Annotated in this window: 21 protein-coding genes and 1 tRNA gene; 12 read left to right on the top strand and 10 right to left on the bottom strand. The window is 57.7% G+C overall.

The genetic code is table 11. The features are described from left to right. Nucleotides 1-30 precede the first annotated feature (30 nt). Nucleotides 31-879, bottom strand: a complete 849-nt coding sequence (locus tag RA28_RS05335; protein WP_039524321.1) for an alpha/beta fold hydrolase — start codon at nt 877-879, stop codon at nt 31-33. 94 nt (nt 880-973) lie between these two features. On the opposite strand from RA28_RS05335, the gene RA28_RS05330 reads away from it, so the two are divergent. Then, complete coding sequence (locus tag RA28_RS05330; RefSeq protein ID WP_039524319.1) at nt 974-1,849, top strand: LysR family transcriptional regulator; 876 nt, start codon at nt 974-976, stop codon at nt 1,847-1,849. A gap of 197 nt (nt 1,850-2,046) precedes the next feature. Here RA28_RS05330 and terL read toward each other — a convergent pair whose 3' ends face one another. The 3 genes from terL to RA28_RS05315 are packed head-to-tail and all read right to left on the bottom strand — an operon-like array spanning nt 2,047 to nt 5,336. Beyond that, nucleotides 2,047-3,525 carry a phage terminase large subunit gene (gene terL, locus RA28_RS05325; RefSeq protein ID WP_052261273.1) on the bottom strand — a complete coding sequence of 493 codons (1,479 nt, stop codon included), beginning with the start codon at nt 3,523-3,525 and terminating at the stop codon, nt 2,047-2,049. Further along, a complete protein-coding gene (locus RA28_RS22780) occupies nt 3,512-3,949 on the bottom strand; it encodes a DUF5681 domain-containing protein (RefSeq protein WP_052261272.1) in 438 nt (145 codons plus the stop codon). The genes terL and RA28_RS22780 overlap by 14 nt, the downstream gene beginning before the upstream one ends. After that, nucleotides 3,942-5,336 carry a site-specific DNA-methyltransferase gene (locus RA28_RS05315; protein WP_241481065.1) on the bottom strand — a complete coding sequence of 465 codons (1,395 nt, stop codon included), beginning with the start codon at nt 5,334-5,336 and terminating at the stop codon, nt 3,942-3,944. Before RA28_RS05315 ends, RA28_RS22780 begins: the two co-directional genes overlap by 8 nt. 457 nt (nt 5,337-5,793) lie before the next feature. Here RA28_RS05315 and RA28_RS05310 point away from each other — a divergent pair, with 457 nt between their 5' ends. From RA28_RS05310 to RA28_RS05300, 3 genes are read left to right on the top strand one after another with little or no spacing between them, the layout of a single operon-like run. Next, nucleotides 5,794-6,024 (top strand): DUF3489 domain-containing protein, encoded by a 231-nt coding sequence (locus tag RA28_RS05310; RefSeq protein WP_052261271.1) that lies wholly within the window; start codon nt 5,794-5,796, stop codon nt 6,022-6,024. Beyond that, complete coding sequence (locus RA28_RS05305) at nt 6,021-6,437, top strand: DUF2924 domain-containing protein (protein ID WP_052261270.1); 417 nt, start codon at nt 6,021-6,023, stop codon at nt 6,435-6,437. Before RA28_RS05310 ends, RA28_RS05305 begins: the two co-directional genes overlap by 4 nt. Further along, the gene (locus tag RA28_RS05300) at nt 6,434-8,113 is read left to right on the top strand and encodes a recombinase family protein (protein WP_039524318.1); all 1,680 of its coding nucleotides are present in this window, start codon (nt 6,434-6,436) and stop codon (nt 8,111-8,113) included. The genes RA28_RS05305 and RA28_RS05300 overlap by 4 nt, the downstream gene beginning before the upstream one ends. Before the next feature lie 375 nt (nt 8,114-8,488). On the opposite strand, the gene RA28_RS05295 is transcribed toward RA28_RS05300, so the two are convergent. Further along, nucleotides 8,489-8,578, bottom strand: a tRNA-Ser gene (locus RA28_RS05295). 204 nt (nt 8,579-8,782) lie between these two features. On the opposite strand from RA28_RS05295, the gene RA28_RS05290 reads away from it, so the two are divergent. The 8 genes from RA28_RS05290 to RA28_RS05255 all read left to right on the top strand — a co-directional run bounded on the left by RA28_RS05290 (nt 8,783) and on the right by RA28_RS05255 (nt 16,384). Further along, complete coding sequence (locus tag RA28_RS05290; RefSeq protein WP_039525868.1) at nt 8,783-10,117, top strand: SPOR domain-containing protein; 1,335 nt, start codon at nt 8,783-8,785, stop codon at nt 10,115-10,117. A gap of 19 nt (nt 10,118-10,136) precedes the next feature. Further along, nucleotides 10,137-11,303, top strand: coding sequence for a D-alanyl-D-alanine carboxypeptidase family protein (locus RA28_RS05285; protein WP_152612004.1), 1,167 nt, complete (start codon nt 10,137-10,139; stop codon nt 11,301-11,303). After that, complete coding sequence (tmk, locus tag RA28_RS05280) at nt 11,300-11,923, top strand: dTMP kinase (protein ID WP_039524314.1); 624 nt, start codon at nt 11,300-11,302, stop codon at nt 11,921-11,923. Before RA28_RS05285 ends, tmk begins: the two co-directional genes overlap by 4 nt. Nucleotides 11,924-11,933: 10 nt before the next feature. Then, on the top strand, nt 11,934-13,055 hold the full coding sequence (locus tag RA28_RS05275; RefSeq protein ID WP_039524312.1) for a DNA polymerase III subunit delta': 1,122 nt from the start codon (nt 11,934-11,936) through the stop codon (nt 13,053-13,055). Beyond that, on the top strand, nt 13,052-13,858 hold the full coding sequence (locus RA28_RS05270; RefSeq protein WP_039524311.1) for a TatD family hydrolase: 807 nt from the start codon (nt 13,052-13,054) through the stop codon (nt 13,856-13,858). The genes RA28_RS05275 and RA28_RS05270 overlap by 4 nt, the downstream gene beginning before the upstream one ends. Next, entirely contained in the window at nt 13,855-14,652 is a 798-nt protein-coding gene (locus RA28_RS05265; protein ID WP_039524309.1) for an MBL fold metallo-hydrolase, read from the top strand. The genes RA28_RS05270 and RA28_RS05265 overlap by 4 nt, the downstream gene beginning before the upstream one ends. 27 nt (nt 14,653-14,679) lie before the next feature. Then, nucleotides 14,680-15,612: an AEC family transporter gene (locus RA28_RS05260; protein WP_039524308.1), complete on the top strand. Its 933-nt coding sequence runs from the start codon at nt 14,680-14,682 to the stop codon at nt 15,610-15,612. A 76-nt stretch (nt 15,613-15,688) separates the two neighbouring features. After that, complete coding sequence (locus RA28_RS05255; protein WP_039524306.1) at nt 15,689-16,384, top strand: CbiX/SirB N-terminal domain-containing protein; 696 nt, start codon at nt 15,689-15,691, stop codon at nt 16,382-16,384. 63 nt (nt 16,385-16,447) lie between these two features. Here the strand turns inward: RA28_RS05255 and RA28_RS05250 are convergent, their stop codons facing one another. The 5 genes from RA28_RS05250 to RA28_RS05230 form a co-directional block, all read right to left on the bottom strand. Further along, nucleotides 16,448-17,464, bottom strand: coding sequence for a GGDEF domain-containing protein (locus RA28_RS05250; RefSeq protein ID WP_052261269.1), 1,017 nt, complete (start codon nt 17,462-17,464; stop codon nt 16,448-16,450). Continuing rightward, complete coding sequence (locus RA28_RS05245; RefSeq protein ID WP_039524303.1) at nt 17,461-18,048, bottom strand: heme NO-binding domain-containing protein; 588 nt, start codon at nt 18,046-18,048, stop codon at nt 17,461-17,463. The genes RA28_RS05250 and RA28_RS05245 overlap by 4 nt, the downstream gene beginning before the upstream one ends. A gap of 120 nt (nt 18,049-18,168) precedes the next feature. Beyond that, complete coding sequence (locus tag RA28_RS05240) at nt 18,169-19,728, bottom strand: trimethylamine methyltransferase family protein (RefSeq protein ID WP_039524301.1); 1,560 nt, start codon at nt 19,726-19,728, stop codon at nt 18,169-18,171. A gap of 117 nt (nt 19,729-19,845) precedes the next feature. Next, nucleotides 19,846-20,538 carry an HAD family hydrolase gene (locus RA28_RS05235; protein WP_039524299.1) on the bottom strand — a complete coding sequence of 231 codons (693 nt, stop codon included), beginning with the start codon at nt 20,536-20,538 and terminating at the stop codon, nt 19,846-19,848. Between the two features lie 15 nt (nt 20,539-20,553). Then, a complete protein-coding gene (locus RA28_RS05230) occupies nt 20,554-20,838 on the bottom strand; it encodes a DUF3572 domain-containing protein (RefSeq protein ID WP_039524297.1) in 285 nt (94 codons plus the stop codon). Nucleotides 20,839-20,897: the final 59 nt, after the last annotated feature.

Here is a 20,897-nt window from a genome sequence, read left to right as displayed (position 1 = left end):
TGCTCGAATGCTGCGGTCGCAGTGTTTACGTCATGAGTTTCTGCTGAGGAAGTCCACCAACAAAGCTGAGATTTGTTCCGGCTGATCTTCCATTGAGAAGTGACCACAGTTTTCTAGCACATGCAGTTCTGATCCCGGAATTGCCGAGTGTAATTTGTGCGCCCAATCCACGACCTGCCATGCGTCATCGGCGCCCCAAATCAGTTGTACTGGCTTTTGACCAAGTTCGCCGTAGCGCGGGGCTATCTCGTCTGTGTGCTTCGGATCATAATGCATCACTTGATGCTGAAAGAAGCTGCCTTGTCCGACCGGGCCGCAAATGAAATTGAGGTAGGTTTCCATCGACGTCTCCGCCAAACGCTCCTCGTTTTGAACCGTCGAATTGAGCCAGTTGCGGAAGTGTTCTCGGTGCTCTGCATCCGTTGCTTTGATCAGTTTTTCCAAACCGGCCTGCATCTGCTCGCGCGTGCGTTTGGATGGCCAACTGTCATAGCTCACTACGTCAATCATGGTCAAACTGCGCAGCCGTTCCGGCGACTGAATGCCGAACCTCTGGGCAACGCCGCCGCCGATATCGTGTGCGATGAAGTGGAAGTCTTTAAGGCCCCAAACATCCAGCAACCTCTCAAGGATCGGCACTTGGCCCGTGACGGACGTATCAATGCTCGGGTCTTGCGGGCGCTCTGACAGGCCATAACCGAGCAGGTCATACAAATGCACTTTGTAGCCAGCTTCGACAAGCTTTGGCAGTACGTTCCGCCAAATATACGAGGAAGACGGTGTGCCATGCAGGAGAACCACGGGCTCACCCTCTCCGTGTACACCATGTGTAATACGGGTGCCGTTGATGAGAACATGTTGGTCGACGAGGTGGGTCATGAGGGAAACTCCAACTTTTTCCTTTCCCAAGTCCTAGCGCTTTGATATTTGATCAAGCAAATGAATGATTGTCATGTAGCGATAGAAATTCTGAATGGCTGAGCGTTTGGACATCGAAGGTTTGCGCGCCTTGGTCGCGATCTCGACCCATGGCGGCGTAACACGCGCCGCCGAGCATTTAGCACTGTCTCAACCTGCAGTGAGCCACAAAATCAAGCGGCTTGAGACTGTCCTAGATTGTGAACTCCTTGCACGCCGCGCCGGTGGGCCATTGTTCACCGAGGCCGGTACGCGCCTGTTAGAGTATGCGCACCGGATGATGGATTTGCATGACGAAGCGCTCGCCGCTCTTGGAAAGAAGCCTTTGGCTGGCACCATTAAATTGGGCATGACCGAAGATACAACGGGCGGTGACGTTGCGCGCATCCTTGGCCGCTTTACACGTCTGCACCCAGAGACCAAGGTCAGCACGCGGGTCGCGCAAAGCCTAACACTGTCTGATTGGCTTATCGCGGGTGAAATCGACATCGCGGTTATACAGGTCATGAGAGACGAAGTCCGGAGCGATGACCTTGTGCTGTATGAGGACCGGCTGCACTGGATCAAGTCTTATGAGCTGTCATTGAAGCCTAGCGGACCGGTTCCATTCCTCGCCTTCGATCAAAACTGCTTCTACAAGCACTGGGCACAATCGCAGCACTCAAGAACGGGTCATCAATTTGAGGCAGTTTTAGAATGCCCAAGCGTATCAGGCATCCTTTCGGCAACGCGCGCGGGGCTCGGTATAGCCCTAATGAATGGCTTGCACGTGCCCCAAGACTTGGAAGTTATCGAAGATGTGTTCCCGGAGCCGCCCGAGATTGCGTACGTCGCGCGCTCTAATCCCAAGAGGCGTAGTGACGCCGCCCGCGCGCTGCTCAGCGAAATCGCCGCCGAGGTGGGACGCCCTTCGTCGTTGCGCGTGGCTTAATCAGGAAAGCGGGACTTCGCGCTTACCGCAGCATCCGGGAGGTTGGTCTGCTAGTACTTAAATGGCAGCTTTTGCAATTCTGGAACAGATTCCGCGCACCCGCAGCGAATGACCGCTTCCCGCCCTTCGGGCTCAATGGCCAAGGTTTCGCCGGGCGGTTCAAGGTCGACGATCGGCGTCTAACCTAGCTTTCTGTTCTACCGTCGCCTAAGCCTCTCGCGATTGCGCTCCCGACGTTCGATATTGATCTGATGATCGCGACCAAGCGCCCGGTAGAATCCCAATCCCTTGGACCAGTTCAGAAAATGGGCAAAGCTGTCGACTTGATCGTCGTTGCGTCCGCGTGGAAAGGACTGCAATTCGCGTTTGAACGCTGCCAACCAAGGCGCGTCTGCAGGCAGGTACACCTTGCCCTCTTCGACAGGACCGCACGCGGACTGGAACCGGGTTTCCTTGTCCTTGTCAGGTCTAATGCGTTCATAGCGCCGGCGGTCATCACGAAACAATTCGTCCAAAAGCGGTTTGCCAGAAGCGGCATCCTCGATCAGAACACGATCCGGATCCCAGCGGCCGACAAGCTGCAATGCCTTGGCTTTCAGGTCTGGGTAGTCCACCTGCCCACGCCAGACGTCGAGAAGGTACCACGCGTTTTCTCGGAAGCCCCAGGTCATACAGGCCGAGAAGTCGGATCGCGGATCCGCAGACATGCCCGTATCCCAGCTTTGAACAACCAGTTGGAACCAGCGACGATCTTCGATGGTCTTGTAGGTACCAAACCACTCCCAACGCAGGGGCGATCCGTCTGGTGCAATCGGGTTCTGCTGATACTGGCAATTGAACACGGCTGTGCCCATTTCACGACGCTTGGTATCCAATGTTTGCTGATCCAGGCGCGACGGACAAAGGAGATCACCCGGTTTGCGGCGCATGATGTTTCCACGCCCAAGAGGAACCGTTTCATGGTCTTCGGCGATGGCAGGCAGATTCAGGTGCCGATAGGTTCCGCGTTCGAGAAGATAACCCGGCGGATCCATCTCGTGCAGCCGCTGAGCAACCATAACCACGCGTCCCTCGGATGGGTTGTCAAAGCGCGACAGCAAGGTCCCCTCAATAAACTCCTGTGCTTTGACCAGCTCAGCTTCGGAGCCGGCATCACCCGCTTTCAGCAGATCGTCGATGATGATGTAATCAGCACCATGACCCGTAACAGAACTGCCGATGGAGACAGCCTTACGGCTGCCTCCCTTTGTGGTGCGGATTTCTTCTGAGGTGTTGCCCTTTTTAGCCAAGACCGTTTCAGGGAACATTTCCCGGTACCAGCGCGCAGACATGATCCGACGACAATCCTCGGAATGTTTGCGTGCCAGATCCAGCCCGTAGCTGGCAACAATAATCTTGGCGCTGGGGTTATGACCGAGAAGATAAGCGACATATGCAACGGCCACGGTGACCGATTTCAGGCACCGGGGCGGAATGTTGATAATCAACCGCTTGTTCTCGCCGACGCGAACGTTGTCCAACTCATGACACATGGCGCGCACATGCCAGGCCGGATCAAAGCTGTGGTCAGTCCCTTGGTGCAGCGTGTCAAACACACGCCAAACGAAGGGAAAGAAATTGTCCCGGCAAACCTCGCGCGCGGCTTGCCGGACCATTTTTGGATCAGGAGCCGTCATCTTCCGCCTCCTCCTCGTCTTCAGGACCGTCGTCATCGTCTGGCTGGCTGGAAAAGAAATCCCGGAGGATGTCATAATCGACCTTATCCGGCCCTTCCAAAGCAGCGCTGGCCTGTTCGCTCCCATCATCTGAACCGCCAAACAGATCAGCGTCGATCTTAAGAAGCGCCGTCAACAATTTCGTGTCGCCCTTCAACGCACCGGCCGTGAGCCGCTTTGCAATTGCCTCCGCCTTGGAAATCCGCATCTCCCGGTTGCCTTCGCGGACGGTGATCTTGGCTCCCAATTCGCGTTTCAGACTGGCATTCACCCCTTTCGCACCTTTCGGGCGACCCTTGGGATTACCCGAGCGACCCTTCTCGAACCGGTGTTCTTTTGGTGGCTTGCGGTAGCCCACCTCATACTCTTTCGTATCTTCAGACATAATCCGGCTCCTTCTCTGAGGTGGCGTCGGTTGCTGCAGTACATGCATCGAACGTCTGGCCTGTCACCGCGTGGACGGCACTCTCACCGGTCATCTCCTGCCAACGGCGGATGGCGACATCGACATAAGCCGGATCGAGCTCAATCAGCCGCGCTCGGCGCCCGGTTTTCTCAGCCGCAAGCAAGGTCGCGCCGGACCCGCCAAAGGCGTCCAGCACGACATCGCCGCGATGGCTCACATCCATGATGGCATCTGCAACCAGGGCTGTCGGTTTCACCGTGGGATGATCAGCGAGATCCGCTTCACGCCCTGCCCCAAAGCTGTTCACACCCGCATAATCCCAGACATTGGTCCGATTGCGCCCGTGTTTTCCCAGCTCGACATTGTTGATATGCGCCGCATCTGGTTTCTTGAAGATCGCAACCAGCTCGTGCTTGGAACGATAAAGGCTGCCCATCCCGCCGTTCGTCTTGTTCCAGACGCAAAGATTGATGAGATCAAAGCCGCCTGCCTTGCCGGCCGCAATCAGTTCTTCGATGTGACGCCAGTCCATGCAGATCATCGCGATGCCTCCGTCCGGCAGGCAGTCAATCAGCCGGTTGTTCACGTCCGAGAGAAAGCCACGGAATTCGCTGGCCGACATTTCTCCTGACGCCATGGCAAACTCGCGATGATCGCCACCGGTGCCACAGCGAACATGCCCATTGACCGGTACATTATAAGGAGGATCTGTGAACACCATCTGCGGGCGTTCGCCCTTTAGCAGAGTGTCGTAGCTCTGGGCTTGCAGGGCATCCCCGCAGAAGATGCGGTGATCTCCGAGAACCCAGAGGTCGCCCGGCTCCGTGATGACAGGTACCGCAGGGTTCGGCGTCTCAACAGATTCCGCTTCAGTCTTTGCGGCCTCATCCGCGCCATCGATGATGATGTCAATCTCCGGCGTTTCGAACCCGGTGATACCCAGATCAAAATCCAGCTCGCCATCAAGGCTGAGATCCATCAGCTCGGCAAACTCAATCTGGAGGGCCGCTTCGTTCCAGTCGGACAATTCCGCCAGCTTGTTATCCGCGATGCGCAGGGCGCGTACTTCAGCATCTGACAGGTGACCCGCGACAACAGTCGGAACCGACATCAACCCCAGGGCCTTGGCGGCCTCATAGCGGCCATGGCCCGCGATGATTGTGCCCGAACCATCCAACAGGATCGGGGTGACAAAGCCAAACTTGGCCACCGACGCTTTGAGCTTGTCGATATTCTTGGCCGCGTGCACGCGGTTGTTGTTGGCGTAGGGCTTGATCTGGTTGATTTGAGATTGGACGACTTTGTCCGCCATCCAGATCGGCGTTTTGGACGCCATGGCGTCGCTCTGTGTTTTCTTAGTAGGCATGGCCGCCTCCTTTCATTTGACGCTCTTTAGCGTCGGCAAGAAAGGATCGTGTTGGGAATTCGGAGAGAGCACGACTAGCAACTCTCCGGACCAATCGATCCGGTTCGTTGCCCCTTCGAATGCTCTCGGTCTTACTCCGCAAAAAAGCGGCGCCGAATGCTGCCTGGAAGATGTGTTCACCTCCCCTTGGGACCTTGTCCCTTGCAGGGCTGGTTGGAATTTATGCACGAGGTTTTGCAAATGCAACCCCCAAACCAAAAGTAACCAAATCGTAACCAATTAATATTGTTGACGAATAATCAGCAACACAACAGCGACACCCCTCCTGAGGCTGCCCCAGAAAGAGCTGGACTGTTGTTGCAAACCACGCATCAATGCACCCACGCCCGAGCCATTCGGGCGCTCCTCGGTACCGGGCTTCGGCATTCCGCCAGCCCCAGATCAGAGGAGACAATATATGTCCAAATCCAAACAAACCAAAATTGACAAGGTGCAAGCGTTGTTGCGTCGCCCGAACGGTGCCAGCCTTGCGGCGCTCTGCAAAGCAACGGGGTGGCAGCCTCATTCGGTCCGAGCGGCATTGAGTGGGTTACGGAAGAAAGGCGCGACGATTGAACGGCGGACATCCGACAAACAAAATGGATCATCCACGTATCACCTGACGGCGGGAACAGGAGAAGCGTCATGACCAAGACCAGAGACGTCGCCGATCTGGCCGCCATGAGTCGATCGGATCTGGTCACGCTTTGGCAGCAACTGTTTGATCAACCCGCACCCTTCATGCTCAGCCAACCCTTCCTGCGCCGTTTTATCGCCTTTGAGATGCAGTCCCGCCGTCATGGCGGGCTGTCTCGACAGCTCAAAGCCACGCTGGAAAAGAGCTCTGAGAAGAAGCCCCGGCCTACATGCCCTGCCCTAAAACCCGGCGGGCGCTTGCTGCGCGAGTGGAATGGCGTGACCCATATGGTCGATGTGACAGGGGACGGCTTCACTTGGAACGGTCGGTCCTATCGCTCTCTCTCAGCCATAGCCCGAGAGATTACCGGCGCGCATTGGTCAGGGCCGCGATTTTTCGGACTCACCCGAAAGATCGCCAAATGAGCCCGCGCCGCAAAACCCGATGCGCCATCTACACGCGCAAGTCCTCCGAAGAGGGGCTGGATCAGGACTTTAATTCGCTGGACGCGCAATATGAGGCCTGCGCAGCCTATGTCGCCAGCCAGCGACATGAAGGCTGGAGCCTGTTGGACGAGCGATACGATGACGGTGGCCTGTCGGGCGGCACACTCGAACGCCCCGCCCTGCGACGCCTGCTTGAAGAGATTGATGCCGGGCGTATCGACATGGTTGTGGTTTACAAGATCGACCGGCTGACCCGATCGCTTGCCGACTTCTCCAAGCTAGTCGAACGGCTGGAGCAGACAAACTGTTCTTTTGTCTCGGTTACACAGGCCTTCAATACCTCATCTTCCATGGGCCGGTTGACGCTGAATGTGTTGTTGTCCTTCGCTCAGTTTGAACGGGAAGTCACCGCCGAACGTATTCGCGACAAAATCGCAGCGTCTAAGAAAAAGGGGCTTTGGATGGGTGGCAACCTGCCCCTGGGCTATGACCGCCACCCCGATCCGAAGGCAAGAACGCTGGTGGTGATTGAAGAGGAGGCCAGAACGGTCCGGCATCTCTTTGGGCTCTATGACGCGCTGGGTTGCCTGCGCAAAGTAGAAGAACGGGCAACGGCAGAAGACCTGCGGTCGAAGCGGGTTGTTCGCGCGGATGGCAGAGTGAAAGGGGATTGTCCGCTGTCACGGGGTCAAATCTATTACCTGCTGCGCAACCCGGTCTATCTCGGAAAAATCCGCCACAAGGATAAGATCTGGGACGGACAACATCCGGCGATCATCGACCAGGACATCTGGGACCGCGTACAGGAGAAAATGCGCCAAGCGTCGCGGCGATCCCGTGCAAACCTTACACCCGATGCGCGCCTACGCACCAATGACCCCGGCGCCTGGCTCACCGGTCTGCTGCAGGATGAAACTGGTGATCGGTTGACGCCAACCCATACAACCCGCAAAGGCCGGCGGTTGCGCTACTATGTCTCCAACAGGCTAATCTCGGGCGGCAAGGATACCTCCGGCTGGCGACTGCCCGGCCCAGCGCTGGAGGACGCAGTCATTGATGTCATCGTTAGACATCTGCAAGACGCCGCCGCCGCGCATCAGGTACTGGCGCAGCCGGAGGCCGGGTTAGCGGAGGCGGTTCAGACTTCAGTTGCGGATTTAGTAACCCGGCTTCAACGCCAAGCCAGTCAGGTCGGCGCTGCTCTTCTGACCAAAGGCAAAATTGCACGAGGACATATTGATCTCGAATTGGACCCCAAAACTCTGGCAAGCGCAGTTGGCATTGCTCCGGACCATCTGCACCCGGATCTCACCTACATCACCGCATCTTTCGATCTGCGCCGCCGCGGCGTCGAGGCCAAGGTCATCGCCGGAGACATGGCACCCCAACCCGATCCCCACCTCCGGTCCATGCTGATCCGCGCCCATGGCTGGGCGCGCGATCTAAAAGCCGGAGTTCAACTGATGGAAATTGCACGCCGCGAAAGCGTCCCCGGCGCCTTCATCCGCACCCGCGCCCAGCTCGCCTTTCTCTCCCCGAAGATTCAGGCTGCGATTCTCGACGGCACCCAGCCGCCTGAGCTTACACTCAAGCGTCTGGTCAGCGTGACCCTCCCACTTGACTGGGCTGAACAGGAACGCCTGTTCGGCTTCTAACATCTCCAGATCCTGCGTCCCTGATACGGGGTTCGCCCTCCCTGATCCGGCGGAACAATTGCCTGTTCCCACGAGAAAATTCCCTGTTCCACTTTTTAGGGAATTTGCAACATAAACCTCTGAAAAACATAAAGTTCTGACATGTGAAGCGTCTGCATTCGAACCCGTTTCAAGGGAATTCCCTGTAAATTGCCGGGTATCAGGGAAATGCCGCCCAAAGCGACCCCGCCAAAATGCGGCACTGAGATTGCGGCCGGAATTGCGCTCTGAGTGTACGATCTGCTCCGTCTCTGATTGAAAGCGCATGCGCCAACGCGCGGGAATTGCGGCACAATTCCGGGTCAGAAAACACAACTGAAGTGAGCCAGGTATGAGTGGCGGGGAGACAGGGATTCGAACCCTGGGAACGCTCTCACGTTCAACGGTTTTCAAGACCGCCGCATTCGACCACTCTGCCACCTCCCCGCGTGAGGGCAGGGTCTAAGCGCAGTTGCGGTTGGAGGCAAGCCAAAATCCCGGAAATCTTGCACAACTCGCGGCTGGCATCTTTCAATATAACGGCGGTCGCGTTATGATTGAGGAGAGTAACCGTACGAGACTGGCAAAAAGAACCAGCATATGTGCGGTGAGGCGCGGCCAGAATGGCCTTGTCAGGCAAGGGATGAAAAGATGGAGCAAGCGACGGTTTCACGCTTTGGGCCACACCGGCTGGCGATGTTGGCTTTGGCGATAACAGCTTTAGCAGGATGCGATGAAGGGTTAAGTCTGCCGGGTGCTGCGGCACCGGAAGAGGCGGCGGAAGCATCGGATGGTGATGACGGCCCGATCGAACTTTTTCCCCAGGCGACTTCAGGTTCTCAGCGAGACGTCGAAGCCCCCGATGTCTTCGAGGTCAGCGAAGCCGGGTTGTGGGACGGACGGCCATCGCTTGGTGGTATCTGGGTCGCTCACCCGGATGTCGGCCAACCAGAGCGGGTCGTGATCAAGAACACCGCGAACAACAAATCTGTCACAGGTGCCTTGTTCCGTCGCGACGCAAATCTGCCGGGTCCGGCCCTTCAGGTTTCGTCTTCGGCAGCAGCGAAATTGGGCATGCTGGCCGGTGCGCCAAGCAGGTTGCAGGTCGTGGCTTTGCGGCGCGAAGAGATAGAAGTCGCGCCCGTCCCCGAGGAACCAACACCTGAAGATACCGACACCGAGGTAGCCGAGGCGGAAACGACCGACGAGGCGGAACCAAAACCTGCGAAACGCAAGTGGTGGCAGAAAAAACCTGCGGCGGAAACCGCTGCGGTGGCAGTTGCGGCCGGCACGGCGGCAGGGGCTGCATCAGCGGACGCAGCAGAAGCTACTGAATCAACGCCATCCGTTGCTGAGGCAGAGCCAGAACCCGCAGCGGAAGCTGAACCCGAAGCCATTGCGGAGGCAGAGCTGCCTACTGAAAAGCCTGCAAAACGCAAGTGGTGGCAGAAAAAACCGGCTGAAGAGACGGCCGAGGTGGCCGCAGCAGCTGGTGCAACGGCTGCAATTGCTGCTGCATCTGCAACGGACACACCCGAGGCGACGACGCCTGAGGCGGCGCAAACCGCTGCCTTGGCTGACCCCGAAGTCGCGCCGCCATCTGAAAAACCGGCAAAGCGCAAGTGGTGGCAAAAGAAGGATCCAAACGAGATCACTGAAACACCGCTGGACCCGATTGAAGGCGTCGCCGCGGCCATCGAGGCCAGCGAGCCGACCGCCGCAACCACCACGGCCGCAGCCTCAACCAGCGCTTTGGCCAAACCCTTTGTTCAGGTCGGAACATTTGGGGTTGAGTCCAACGCCAAAAGTGCCGCAGACAAAATCCGCCGCAATGGCATGATTGCGCAGGTCAGTGAGCTCAAGACTGAAGACAACACTGTCTGGCGTGTGCTGGTCGGCCCGGCCAATACGCGGGCCGAACGCCGTGCTATCCTGTCTGACGTAAAAGACCTGGGCTTTACCGACGCCTTCACGGCCAAGAACTGAGGAAAACAGGAGGCTGACAATGCTGTCCGTGCTACGTTCAACCACTCTGGCCATTGGGCTGGCTGCGTTCGCGCTGCCGGCGCACGCTTTTGATACCACTGCCCGCGCGGCCTACGTGATGGATCAAAAAACCGGGACTGTATTGCTGTCGAAAGAGGCCGATTTGCCGCTGCCGCCCGCGTCAATGTCCAAGCTCATGACCCTCTACGTGGCTTTTGAAGCATTGCGCGACGGGCGTTTGACACTGGATGAAACTCTACCAGTGTCCGAACATGCCATGAGCTATGGCGGTTCGACCATGTTCCTGAACACGCAGGATCGCGTTCGCGTCGAGGACCTGCTGCGCGGGATCATCGTGCTGTCCGGCAACGACGCCTGCGTTGTTATCGCCGAGGCGCTCAGCCCAGACGGAACAGAGGCCGGGTTTGCGCGGTTCATGACGCAACGCGCCAAGAAAATGGGCATGGACCATTCGAATTTTGCCAACTCGAATGGTTGGCCTGCCGCTGGTCACATGATGTCCGTGCATGACCTGGCCGTTTTGGCGGATCGGTTGATTACGGATTTCCCCGAATATTACCCGTTGTTTGCCGAAGAAGTGTATGAATTCGATGGTCGGGCGCCATCGAACGCGCGCAATCGTAACCCCTTGCTGAAACTCGACATTGGCGCGGACGGCTTAAAGACCGGCCATACGCAGGAAGCGGGGTATGGGCTTGTCGGCTCGGCCAAACAGGGCGACCGGCGCGTCGTCTTTGTTCTATCCGGCCTGGACAGCACGGCCCGCCGCGCAGAGGAGGCTGAGGCCGTGGTTAACTGGTCGTTTCGAAATTTTGTCGAGAGGTCAGTTGCCAGCGCCGAAGAACCGATAGCGGAAGCAAAGCTTTGGATGGGTGCGGAACCCACGGTTGGGCTCGTCCCCGAAGAGGACCTGACCCTGCTTTTCCCGGTGCTCGGAGATTCCGACGTTGAAGCAGAGATTGTCTATGATGGCCCGATCAATGCCCCGGTTATCAAAGGTCAGCAATTGGCCGAACTGGTGATCAGGCCTGAGGGTCTGCCGGAAATCCGTCGCCCACTGGTTGCGGCGAATGATGTGCCGCAGGGCGGATTTGTGGTTCGCATGCTGACCGTTGGCGGTATCGTTCTAAAGGATGTCATAAACACACCGTTGGGGCAGTTGTGACGCAAGGTGGGTTGTTTCTGACCTTTGAAGGCATTGATGGTTCTGGAAAGTCTTCGCAAGCGCGAATGCTCGCCGATGAATTGCGCAAGGCTGGGCATCAGGTTGTTCTGACGCGCGAACCCGGCGGCTCGGACGGGGCCGAGGAAATCCGAAACCTGGTCTTGCAAGGTGACCCGGACCGCTGGTCGGCTGAAACCGAAATCCTGCTGTTCACGGCTGCGCGGCGTGATCATCTGGAACGAACGATCCAGCCAGCCCTGGCTGCCGGGAAAATCGTGATTTGTGACCGCTTTGCAGATAGCACGCGAATGTACCAGGGCCTGTCGCGCGGCGATCTGAGAGGGTTGGTGGATCAACTTCACAGCCTGATGATCGGGCGCGAGCCCGACCTGACGCTCTTGATCGACATGGACCCGGACACCGGCCTGTCACGCGCCAAGGGGCGTCAGGGTGCCGAAGAACGTTTTGAAGACTTTGGCCCGGACCTGCAGCGGCGAATGCGTGCGGGGTTTCTGGCATTGGCCGACGAGTATCCCCACCGGTTTCGGGTCGTCGACGGGAACAGGGACATAGACAGCGTCGCGCAGGATGTGAGAGAAATCGTATCGAAAGTCCTGTGATCAATCGGCAATGAGCGACGACATTCCAGCCCCAGATCAGGTGCCCGGTGCGCCACATCCGCGAGAGACCGCGCAGCTGTTTGGCCAAAGCGCGGCGGAACAGGCGTTTCTGACCGCCTATAATTCGGATCGGCTTCATCATGGTTGGTTGCTGACCGGTCCACGTGGCTGCGGAAAGGCAACGCTGGCTTGGCGGATCGCAAGATTTCTGCTCGCGACCCCGCCTCAGGATGATGGCGGGTTGTTCGGTGCCGCGCCGTCGCCTGAAACGCTGGATATCGACCCTGACCATTCGGTGTCGCATCGCATTCTATCTGGGGCCGAACCCGGTTTGGCCTCGATCATCCGGTCCGTGGACAAGAAGGGCAAACTTCGCGGTGAAATCGTTGTGGATGATATCCGCAAATTGGGTCGGTTTTTCGGTATGACCGCCGCGGACGGCGGGCGGCGGGTTGTGATCGTGGATCCAGCCGACGAAATGAATGTCAACGCGGCCAACGCTCTTCTGAAAATGCTGGAAGAGCCACCTGCACGCACAACGCTGCTTTTGGTCTCGCACCAGCCCACACGCCTGTTGCCGACCATAAAATCGCGTTGCCGAACGCTGCGGCTCTTGCCGCTTGGCGCACAGGACATGCAGGCCGCACTGACGCAGACCGGTGCAAATGTGCCATCCCAGCCAGACCATCTTGCCGCGTTGGCCGCAGGGTCGGTCGGCGATGCGGTGCGGTTGATCAATTTAAATGGTCTTGAGATTTACACCGAGCTCATCGAAATCCTGGCCACCCTACCCCGTCTGGATCGCCAACGCACCCTTGCGCTGGCCGAGGCCGCTGCCCAGCGCGGTGCCGCCGATCGTTTCGACCTGTTGCTCAATTTGATCGACATAGCACTTTCCCGCCTTTCCGTGACCGGGGCAGCCGGTGCCCCACCCACGCCCGAGGCCGCGGCGGGCGAAGCGCATGTATTGGCCCGCTTGTCCGCATCGCCCCAACAAGCGCGGAAATGGGCAGAGGTCGCGGCGACCATCACGGCCCGCGCGCGCCATGGCCAGGCGGTGAACCTTGACCCTGCCGCTCTGGTCCTAGATACGGTGTTCAAGATACAGGAAACCGCTGGCGCGAGCAGATGAGCAACACCCCCCAGATCACCGACAGTCACTGCCATCTGGATTTCCCCGATTTCGACGGACAACTGGACGACATTGTCGCCCGCGCCGCTGACGCAGGTGTCACCCGCATGGTGACGATTTGCACCCGGTTGCGCAACGAACCTGCGATCCGAGCCATTGCCGAGGCCCACGCACCCATATTCTACGCGGCAGGCACACATCCCATGAGCGCAGCTGACGAGCCGCTGACCAGCGTCGACGAACTTGTCGCCCTGGCGCAGCATCCCAAATTCGTTGGCATCGGCGAAACGGGGCTGGATTACCATTACACCTCGGAATCGGCGGCTGTACAAAAGCAATCCTTGCGCATTCACATCGAAGCCGCCCAGCGCACCGGATTGCCGCTTATCATCCATTCCCGCGCCGCCGACGATGACATGGCCCGGATCCTGACCGACGAGTTTCGAAATGCGCCCTATTCATGCGTGATGCATTGTTTTTCGTCTTCGGCGCAGTTGGCCAAGGCCACTTTGGACCTTGGCTTTTACCTCTCGATGTCCGGCATCGCCGCGTTTCCCAAAAGTCAGGAATTGCGCGGCATCTTCGCCGTAGCCCCGATTGACCGAATTCTCGTGGAAACGGACGCGCCCTATCTGGCGCCGCCACCGTATCGCGGCAAGCGAAACGAGCCAGCCTACACGGCCTTCACGGCAAAAAAAGGGGCCGAGATTTTTGGATTGCCCTACGAACATTTCGCCGCTCAAACCCAAGCCAATTTTGACCGTCTGTTCTCCAAGGCAGCCCGTTACAAGGCCGCCGCATGAGTGAATTCCGGTTCACCATTTTGGGCTGCGGGTCATCCGGCGGTGTACCCCGTCTGGGCGGGCATTGGGGTGAATGCGACCCCCGGAACCCGAAGAATATTCGTCGGCGATGCTCGCTTTTGGTGGAACGTGACGGTCCGAATGGAACCACCACGGTGCTTATTGATACGTCTCCGGACATGCGCAGCCAACTGCTGGACACTGAAACAGGTCGGTTGGACGGGGTGGTCTATACTCACTCCCACGCGGATCATATGAACGGCATCGATGATCTGCGGATGATCGTTTTCAATATGAAATCGCGCGTGCCGGTCTGGGCCGATGGCGATACGCAAAATGACCTGCTGGGACGGTTCGGATACGCGTTCGTGCAACCCGAAGGCTCTCCCTACCCGCCGATACTCGATCTCAAAACCATCAATGGACCGTTCGAAATTGATGGCCCCGGTGGAAGCATTCCATTCGCGCCATTCAGCGTCAATCACGGGTCAATCGATGCCCTTGGTTTCCGGATCAACGATTTGGCCTACCTGCCTGATGTGGCAGAATTTCACGACGACACGCGCGACGCGTTGGCTGATCTGGACTGCCTGATCATTGACGCCTTGCGCCGATCACCCCATCCGACCCATGCACATCTCGAAAAGACGCTGGGCTGGATTGACGAATTGCGCCCGCGGTCTGCTGTGTTGACGAATATGCATATTGACCTGGATTACGCGACGGTGGACGCGGAAACCCCGGATTACATCACCCCGGCCTTCGATGGCATGGTGATCCGGCAGGCCGTCTAGGTCGGGATTGGGGGCGGCGAACCCGCGATGTTCCAAAGCTTGATCGACGTCATCCTGCCGGTGTTTCTGGTAATCGGTTCGGGTTATGCCGCAACCCGGCTTGGGTACTTTCGCGAGGACCATATCGACGGATTGATGAAGTTCACACAGAGCTTCGCAATCCCCTGCCTTCTGTTTTTGGCAATTTCGAACCTTGATATCAGCACCAGCTTCGATCCCCGTTTGCTGTTCAGTTTTTATGCCGCAGCAGGCCTATGCTTTATGGCAGGAACTTTCGGCGCAAGGTTCATTTTTGGACGCGAATGGGAAGACAGCGTGGCCATCGGATTTTGCTGCCTGTTCTCCAACTCGGTTTTGTTGGGTTTGCCGATAACCGAACGCGCCTTTGGCCCTGACAATCTGACCGGGAACTATGCGATCATCGCTTTTCATTCGCCGTTTTGCTACTGCCTCGGCATCACGGTGATGGAGGTTATTCGCAATCGCGGGAATGGCGGAGGCCGGATGCTGCGTTCGGTTCTGACTGCCATGTTCAAAAATGCATTGATCCTTGGGATCGCCCTTGGCTTTGCAGTCAACCTATCGGGCATTGGCATTCCTTCTGCCGTTGACGAGGCTCTTGGCCTCGTGACGCTGGCCGCCTTGCCGGGCGCGCTGTTCGCACTGGGCGGTGTGCTGGTGAAATACCGTCCGGAAGGCGACCTGAGAACCATCGCCTTTGTTTGCGGTGTGTCGCTGCTGTTGCAGCCCAGCCTTGTATGGTTGTTCGGAACGACACTGTCGCTGCCACAGGATCTTTTCCGCTCGGGCGTGGTCACGGCCGCAATGGCACCCGGCTTCAATGCGTACATCTTTGCCAACCTCTATGGTCGGGCCAAACGCGTTGCTGCGTCGTCAGTTTTGATCGGAACCGGCGCGTCCATTTTGACCGTTTGGTTGTGGCTGGCATTGCTCGACTAACCTAATTAGCAATGAGCGATTGACTCGGGGAATTGCCGGGACATCTTTCGCACAAATAGCGCTTGGGAGACCCAGAATGCATCATGCCGTGATCGTTGCACATGGCCAACCCTCGGACCCTGCCCCGGCAGAGGCGTCACTGGCCGCTTTTGCCGCATCGGTCGATGCTGCAACGCCATTGGTTTCAGTACATTCCGCAACGCTTGCCGCACCCGGTGCGTTAGAGGCGTGTTTGGATGCTTTGCCCGGGGAGAGTGCCGTCTATCCATTGTTCATGGCCAAAGGGTGGTTCGTAACCAGCGCGCTTCCCAAACGGATTGGCGCCAGAGACGTACGCATTCTGGATCCGCTGGGGATTGATCCTGCCCTACCGGCCCTGGTTGCAGATACACTGTCCGAAACCCTGGCCGAACGGGACTGGGAAGCCCCGGATGTCGATCTGGTTATCGCCGCGCACGGGTCGGGTCGCAGCGATAACCCTGCGAAGGTGACCGCCGCGTTCGCCCGTAAAATCGCAAGCCTTCTTCCCTTCAAGTCCGTCCGAATGGGGTTTGTCGAAGAGCCTCCGTCCATTGCCGACGCTGCCGCCGACACCGGTCGACGAGCGATCTGCTTGCCATTTTTTGCCTGCACCGGTGGTCACGTGCTGGAGGATGTCCCGCAGGCGTTGGAGGAGGCTGATTTTCAGGGCGTGGTTACGCCGGTTGTCGGAGAGCTTTCCCGCATCCAGAAACATATCGCCAACCGCCTGAGCGACGCGCTCGCAGGTTGAAACCAAGACCCTTGGCGCCATGACAGCGCGCGGACCTGTGACCGTCGTGCTCCGGTTCGCAGGTTACGCCAAAGGTTGAACATCGGATTTCGCTGGGGTGGCCGTCAGGTTCCCATAGAAAACGTGGCACGCCCGACCGTTCTTCTTAGCCTCATAAAGCGCTTGGTCAGCAGCGTTCAGAACCTCCGCCCAGTCTTTGTTATCGAACTGCGTGGACAGGGCGGTTCCGATGCTGGCTGACACTTCACAGGTTTTGCCTTCGAAAGTCATGGGTTCTTGCAACCGCGCGATAATACGCTCGGCAATGCCGCACAGGGTTTTCGGATCCACAAGGTCCTTGAAAACAAAAACGAATTCATCCCCGCCTATACGTGCGACAGTGTCGTCGTGTCGGGTTTCTTCCAACATGATACGCGCGGCCTGTTGCAATACGTAGTCACCTGCGGCATGCCCCAGTTGGTCATTGACCGATTTGAAGAAATCCAGATCCAGATGCATGAGGGCAAATTTCGATTTCGAACGAATGAGATGCCCAAGGATATGGTCCATGGCCCGACGGTTCTTGAGGCCGGTCAACGTGTCAGTATATGCCTGTTCTTCCGCCGCCAACATGGCCCCTTGAAGACGCAAATTCAGCGAGCGGGACGCTTCCATCGCTGCGGATTTGGCTTCAACCAGATAAAGCAGCTCGATTGCCAGATCGGTTCCCGAAAAATCGGCGCTGGTCAGCGCGTAATCGCGAACCGCATCCAAAATTGAAATGCCGAAGGACAGGTTGACTACGGCACCGGCATCGTCCGGCAACGGAGCGATCAAGCCCTTCAGTCCAGTGCGCGGCTCGTCGCGAAACCTAAGCTGCAACCGCCCGCCGGCGGTCGCCATGAGCGCCGGCATGGTCGATACCATACGAGGGCGCACCAATTCGAATAACTGCAAAAAATCGTCTCCGACCATCGGCTGATCGGGACGCAGTTTTTGCAGCGTCGGTCCCACGCGTCTGATTCGGCCTGTCGCGTCGATCAGAACGAACATCGGGCATAGTGTTTCCAGCAAATCCGCCATCTGGTCCGTCGTGGTCATGACGTCTTCCCCCCCAGATCAAATTGACGACCTTCGGCGAACGCGCTTTCCACCAGCGTGATCGCAATCACTTCGGCCTCCCCTTTGTGTCCACCATCCGCCAGCATGACCAACGCGCCATAGTCGTCGCCCATTGCGCGCAACACACCGGTCATGACACTGGAAAACCCGGGCAGTCCGGGAAAGCACAGCAGCTTGTATTCAGTTGGCGTTTCCTCACGCAGTTCCAGCATCGGCAATTCAAGATCCGAGACGGCCAACCTGACCCGATCCGGCAGATCATCCAGCGAGTGCAGAAAATCCACATAGGACACGCCACCGAACCGCAGCAGACGGCGCAGGTCCTCGGTGTTGGGATGCGAAACCAGATAGGTTCCCAAATCTTCCAGAAAGTCTGCGCGAGATCGCTTCAGATCAGTGCAAAGCGCATCCAGAAGCCGGACCGACAACTCGGCATCGTAGATCAGCATCGGTTCGAATTCGACGAAACCCAACCCCGCGGTTTCAGTGGCGCGCGCCCAACAGGGTCGACCATAGGTCGTACAGACGAAAGATTGGATCGCCCTGTTGATCAGACCGTGCATGTTAAACCTCAGAGTTCGCGTGCCCCGCGATCTGAAAACAGAAAGTTTAACAAAATCACAAAGTCAGAGTAGGAGTTCTTACATTTTGACGTGGTTTCAACATGATACGATGGCGCAAAATTAGAAATCGGTCGGCGCACCGCCTTCGGCTTTGCGACGCTCGACAAAGTCCGCAAGCTCTTCGCGGATGGCAATGTCGATGCCGGGCGCTTCGAAGTTGTTCACAATCTCCTTGAACATCCGATGCGCCCGTTCTGCGGTCCAGATACCCCCTGCCGCTTCCCACGCTTCATAGTTTTTCCAATCGCTCAGAAATGGCTGGTAAAAGGCGGTGGCATAACGGTCCTGCGTATGCTGAATCCCAAAGAAATGGCCGCTGTTGCCCACGTCCCTAATCGCATCAAGCGCAATTTCTTCGGCACCCGTCGCTGTCAGCTCCGGTTGCATATATCTTTGAATTTGCTGAAGGATTTCGCAATCCATCACAAACTTCTCAGGGCTGGCGATCAGACCACCCTCCAGCCAACCGGCTGCATGGTACACCATGTTTGTGCCGGACTGCACAGCGGCCCACAGCGAATTCGACGTCTCCCAGATTGATTGCCCGTCGGGCACGTTCGCTGCGCAAACACCGGACGAGCGCATCGGCAACCCGTAAAACCGGGCCATCTGACCGGTCATCTGGGTCGAGCGCATGTATTCCGGCGTACCAAAAGCGGGCGCTCCGGATTTCATGTCGACATTCGAGGTAAAGGTACCGATGACGCATGGAATGCCGGGTCGTACGTATTGAAACAGGGCAATCGCGCACAAGGCCTCGGCAAGTGACTGGGCTACGGCACCCGCCATCGTTACCGGGGCCATCGCGCCCGCCAAGGTAAATGGCGTCACAACAATTGCCTGCCCACGTCGCGCCAGACGCAGGCATCCGTCGATCATGGGATGGTCATGCTTCAACGGCGAGGTCGAATTGATGTTGGTGTACATGCGCGGCGCGGCTTCGAACTCTTCATGGCTTAGTCCGCCTGCAATGCGCACCATCTCCATCACGTCTTCGACCCGCTCTTTGCCCAGCGAATAGGCGTGCATGGCCTTGTCCGTCAGGGTCAATTTGTCAAAAAGCACGTCCAGGTGGCGAACGCTGGCATGGATATCTACCGGCTCGACCGGGTAGCCCCCGGCGAAATGAATGCAATTGAAATACTGTGTCAGTTTCAGCAGATCCTGACACATCCGTCGGTTGCCGGGAACTTTCTGACCGATCTCCATGTCCCAGTAGTTGGGCGGGGAAGAGACGTTGCCGAACAGCAGGTTGTTCCCGCCGATGGTAATCTGTCTTTCAGGATTCCGCGGGGTGATGGTAAAACTGGATGGCGCTTTGGCCACCATCTCCATCACAAAATCGCGCCCCATCCGGACATTGTCGCCCGTGATCGTGCACCCTGCTTCGCGCAGGATCCCTATGGCTTCCTCATTGTAGAACTCGATCCCGATCTCTTCGAGGATACGCATCGCGCCGTCATGTATCGCTTCGATGCCGTCCTGGCCGAGCGGTTCGGTGGGGCGGTCGGTATTGACCGGCGGGTTCCACGGCATTTGGTCAATGACCGCCTGACCGCGACGCGCCGCGGCACCGGCGCGACCGCCACTGCGGCGTCGAGGTGTGGGTGAGTCTTCCATTGGGTCCTCCGGGTCCTGCCTATTTCAAGCAAGCCCGGAAGTCGGTGCGCTAGCCGCTCTGTCCGCGACAGGGAATGTCGGTTTTGCCACACAGACAGGCGATTTTTTCGATGTGACTCAAATGCTGGACAGCCAAGCAGGAATATGTCCGATGTCCGGCAGTACGACATCCGCAACAGGTTCCAACTCGTCCGGCCCGGCGACGCCTGTCAACACACCAACCGTGACCATACCTGCCGCGCGACCGGCCTCAAGATCATGGCGGCTGTCCCCGACCATCGCGATGCAGGACGGATCAATCCCGACATGGCGAGCAAAAGCCAGCAACTGACCCGGACCGGGTTTGAAGCCATGCCCGCTGTCATATCCGGCGACAAAATCGAAATGGGCGCGAACCCCGACAGAGATCAAATGCTGCTCGGCTGGCGCCTCGCCGTCATTTGTGGCAACGCCTAGCTTGAGGCCGGCCGCGCGCAAGCCCTGTAGAAAGGCATCCAGCGGAACCGCCTGCACCTGTTCGGCCTTCGCCGATTCCATGTTCAAAAGATCGACCAATTCGGATCGCGCGTACCCTGAAACATACGGCAGAAGGCTATCTGCAACCTCGCAGACGGTTCCGGCGATGACGATACTGTGCGGCTCATAGCGGTTCTGGGCGAAGTCAAACCCGATGGACCTGCCCAATTGGGCGGCCTTCCCTTCATCTCCATCAGTCAATCGCAGCAGAGTAGACCGGCCAAAGGCACCCCACGTTGCCGCAAAATCGAATAGTGTGCCATCCTTGTCGAACAACAACGCATCAATAGGCATGACCTTTGGCTCCTATCAGGTCCAGTGCATTTCCGAATTGCCAGATAAGACCAACCGCGCCTGACTCGGCAGGTCATAGGGCACTGAGTTTGCGTCACAAAAGGCGACAACCCAAGCATCTTCCATTGTTATGAAATCCAGAACCGAGGCCAGAAACTCTGCCTCGCCTGCCCGGTCGCGCAAGTCCTGCGCGCTTGCTCCGGTCGCTCCCAGAAACACAGGCAGAAGATCTTCGTTTCCGACCAGCCAACTCAAGGCATTCAGGGCCAAAGTCTCGGCGGAGTTTGTGCTGATCGACATTTACGCGCCTCTTGTGGGGGCTTGGAAAGGGTTTGTTAACCAGAGTCATAAACACTTTG

This window comes from Ruegeria sp. ANG-S4, assembly GCF_000814005.1.
GTDB lineage: Bacteria > Pseudomonadota > Alphaproteobacteria > Rhodobacterales > Rhodobacteraceae > Ruegeria.
Note: the sequence above shows the minus strand (reverse complement) of the source record. Positions and strands in the feature narration are given on the sequence as shown.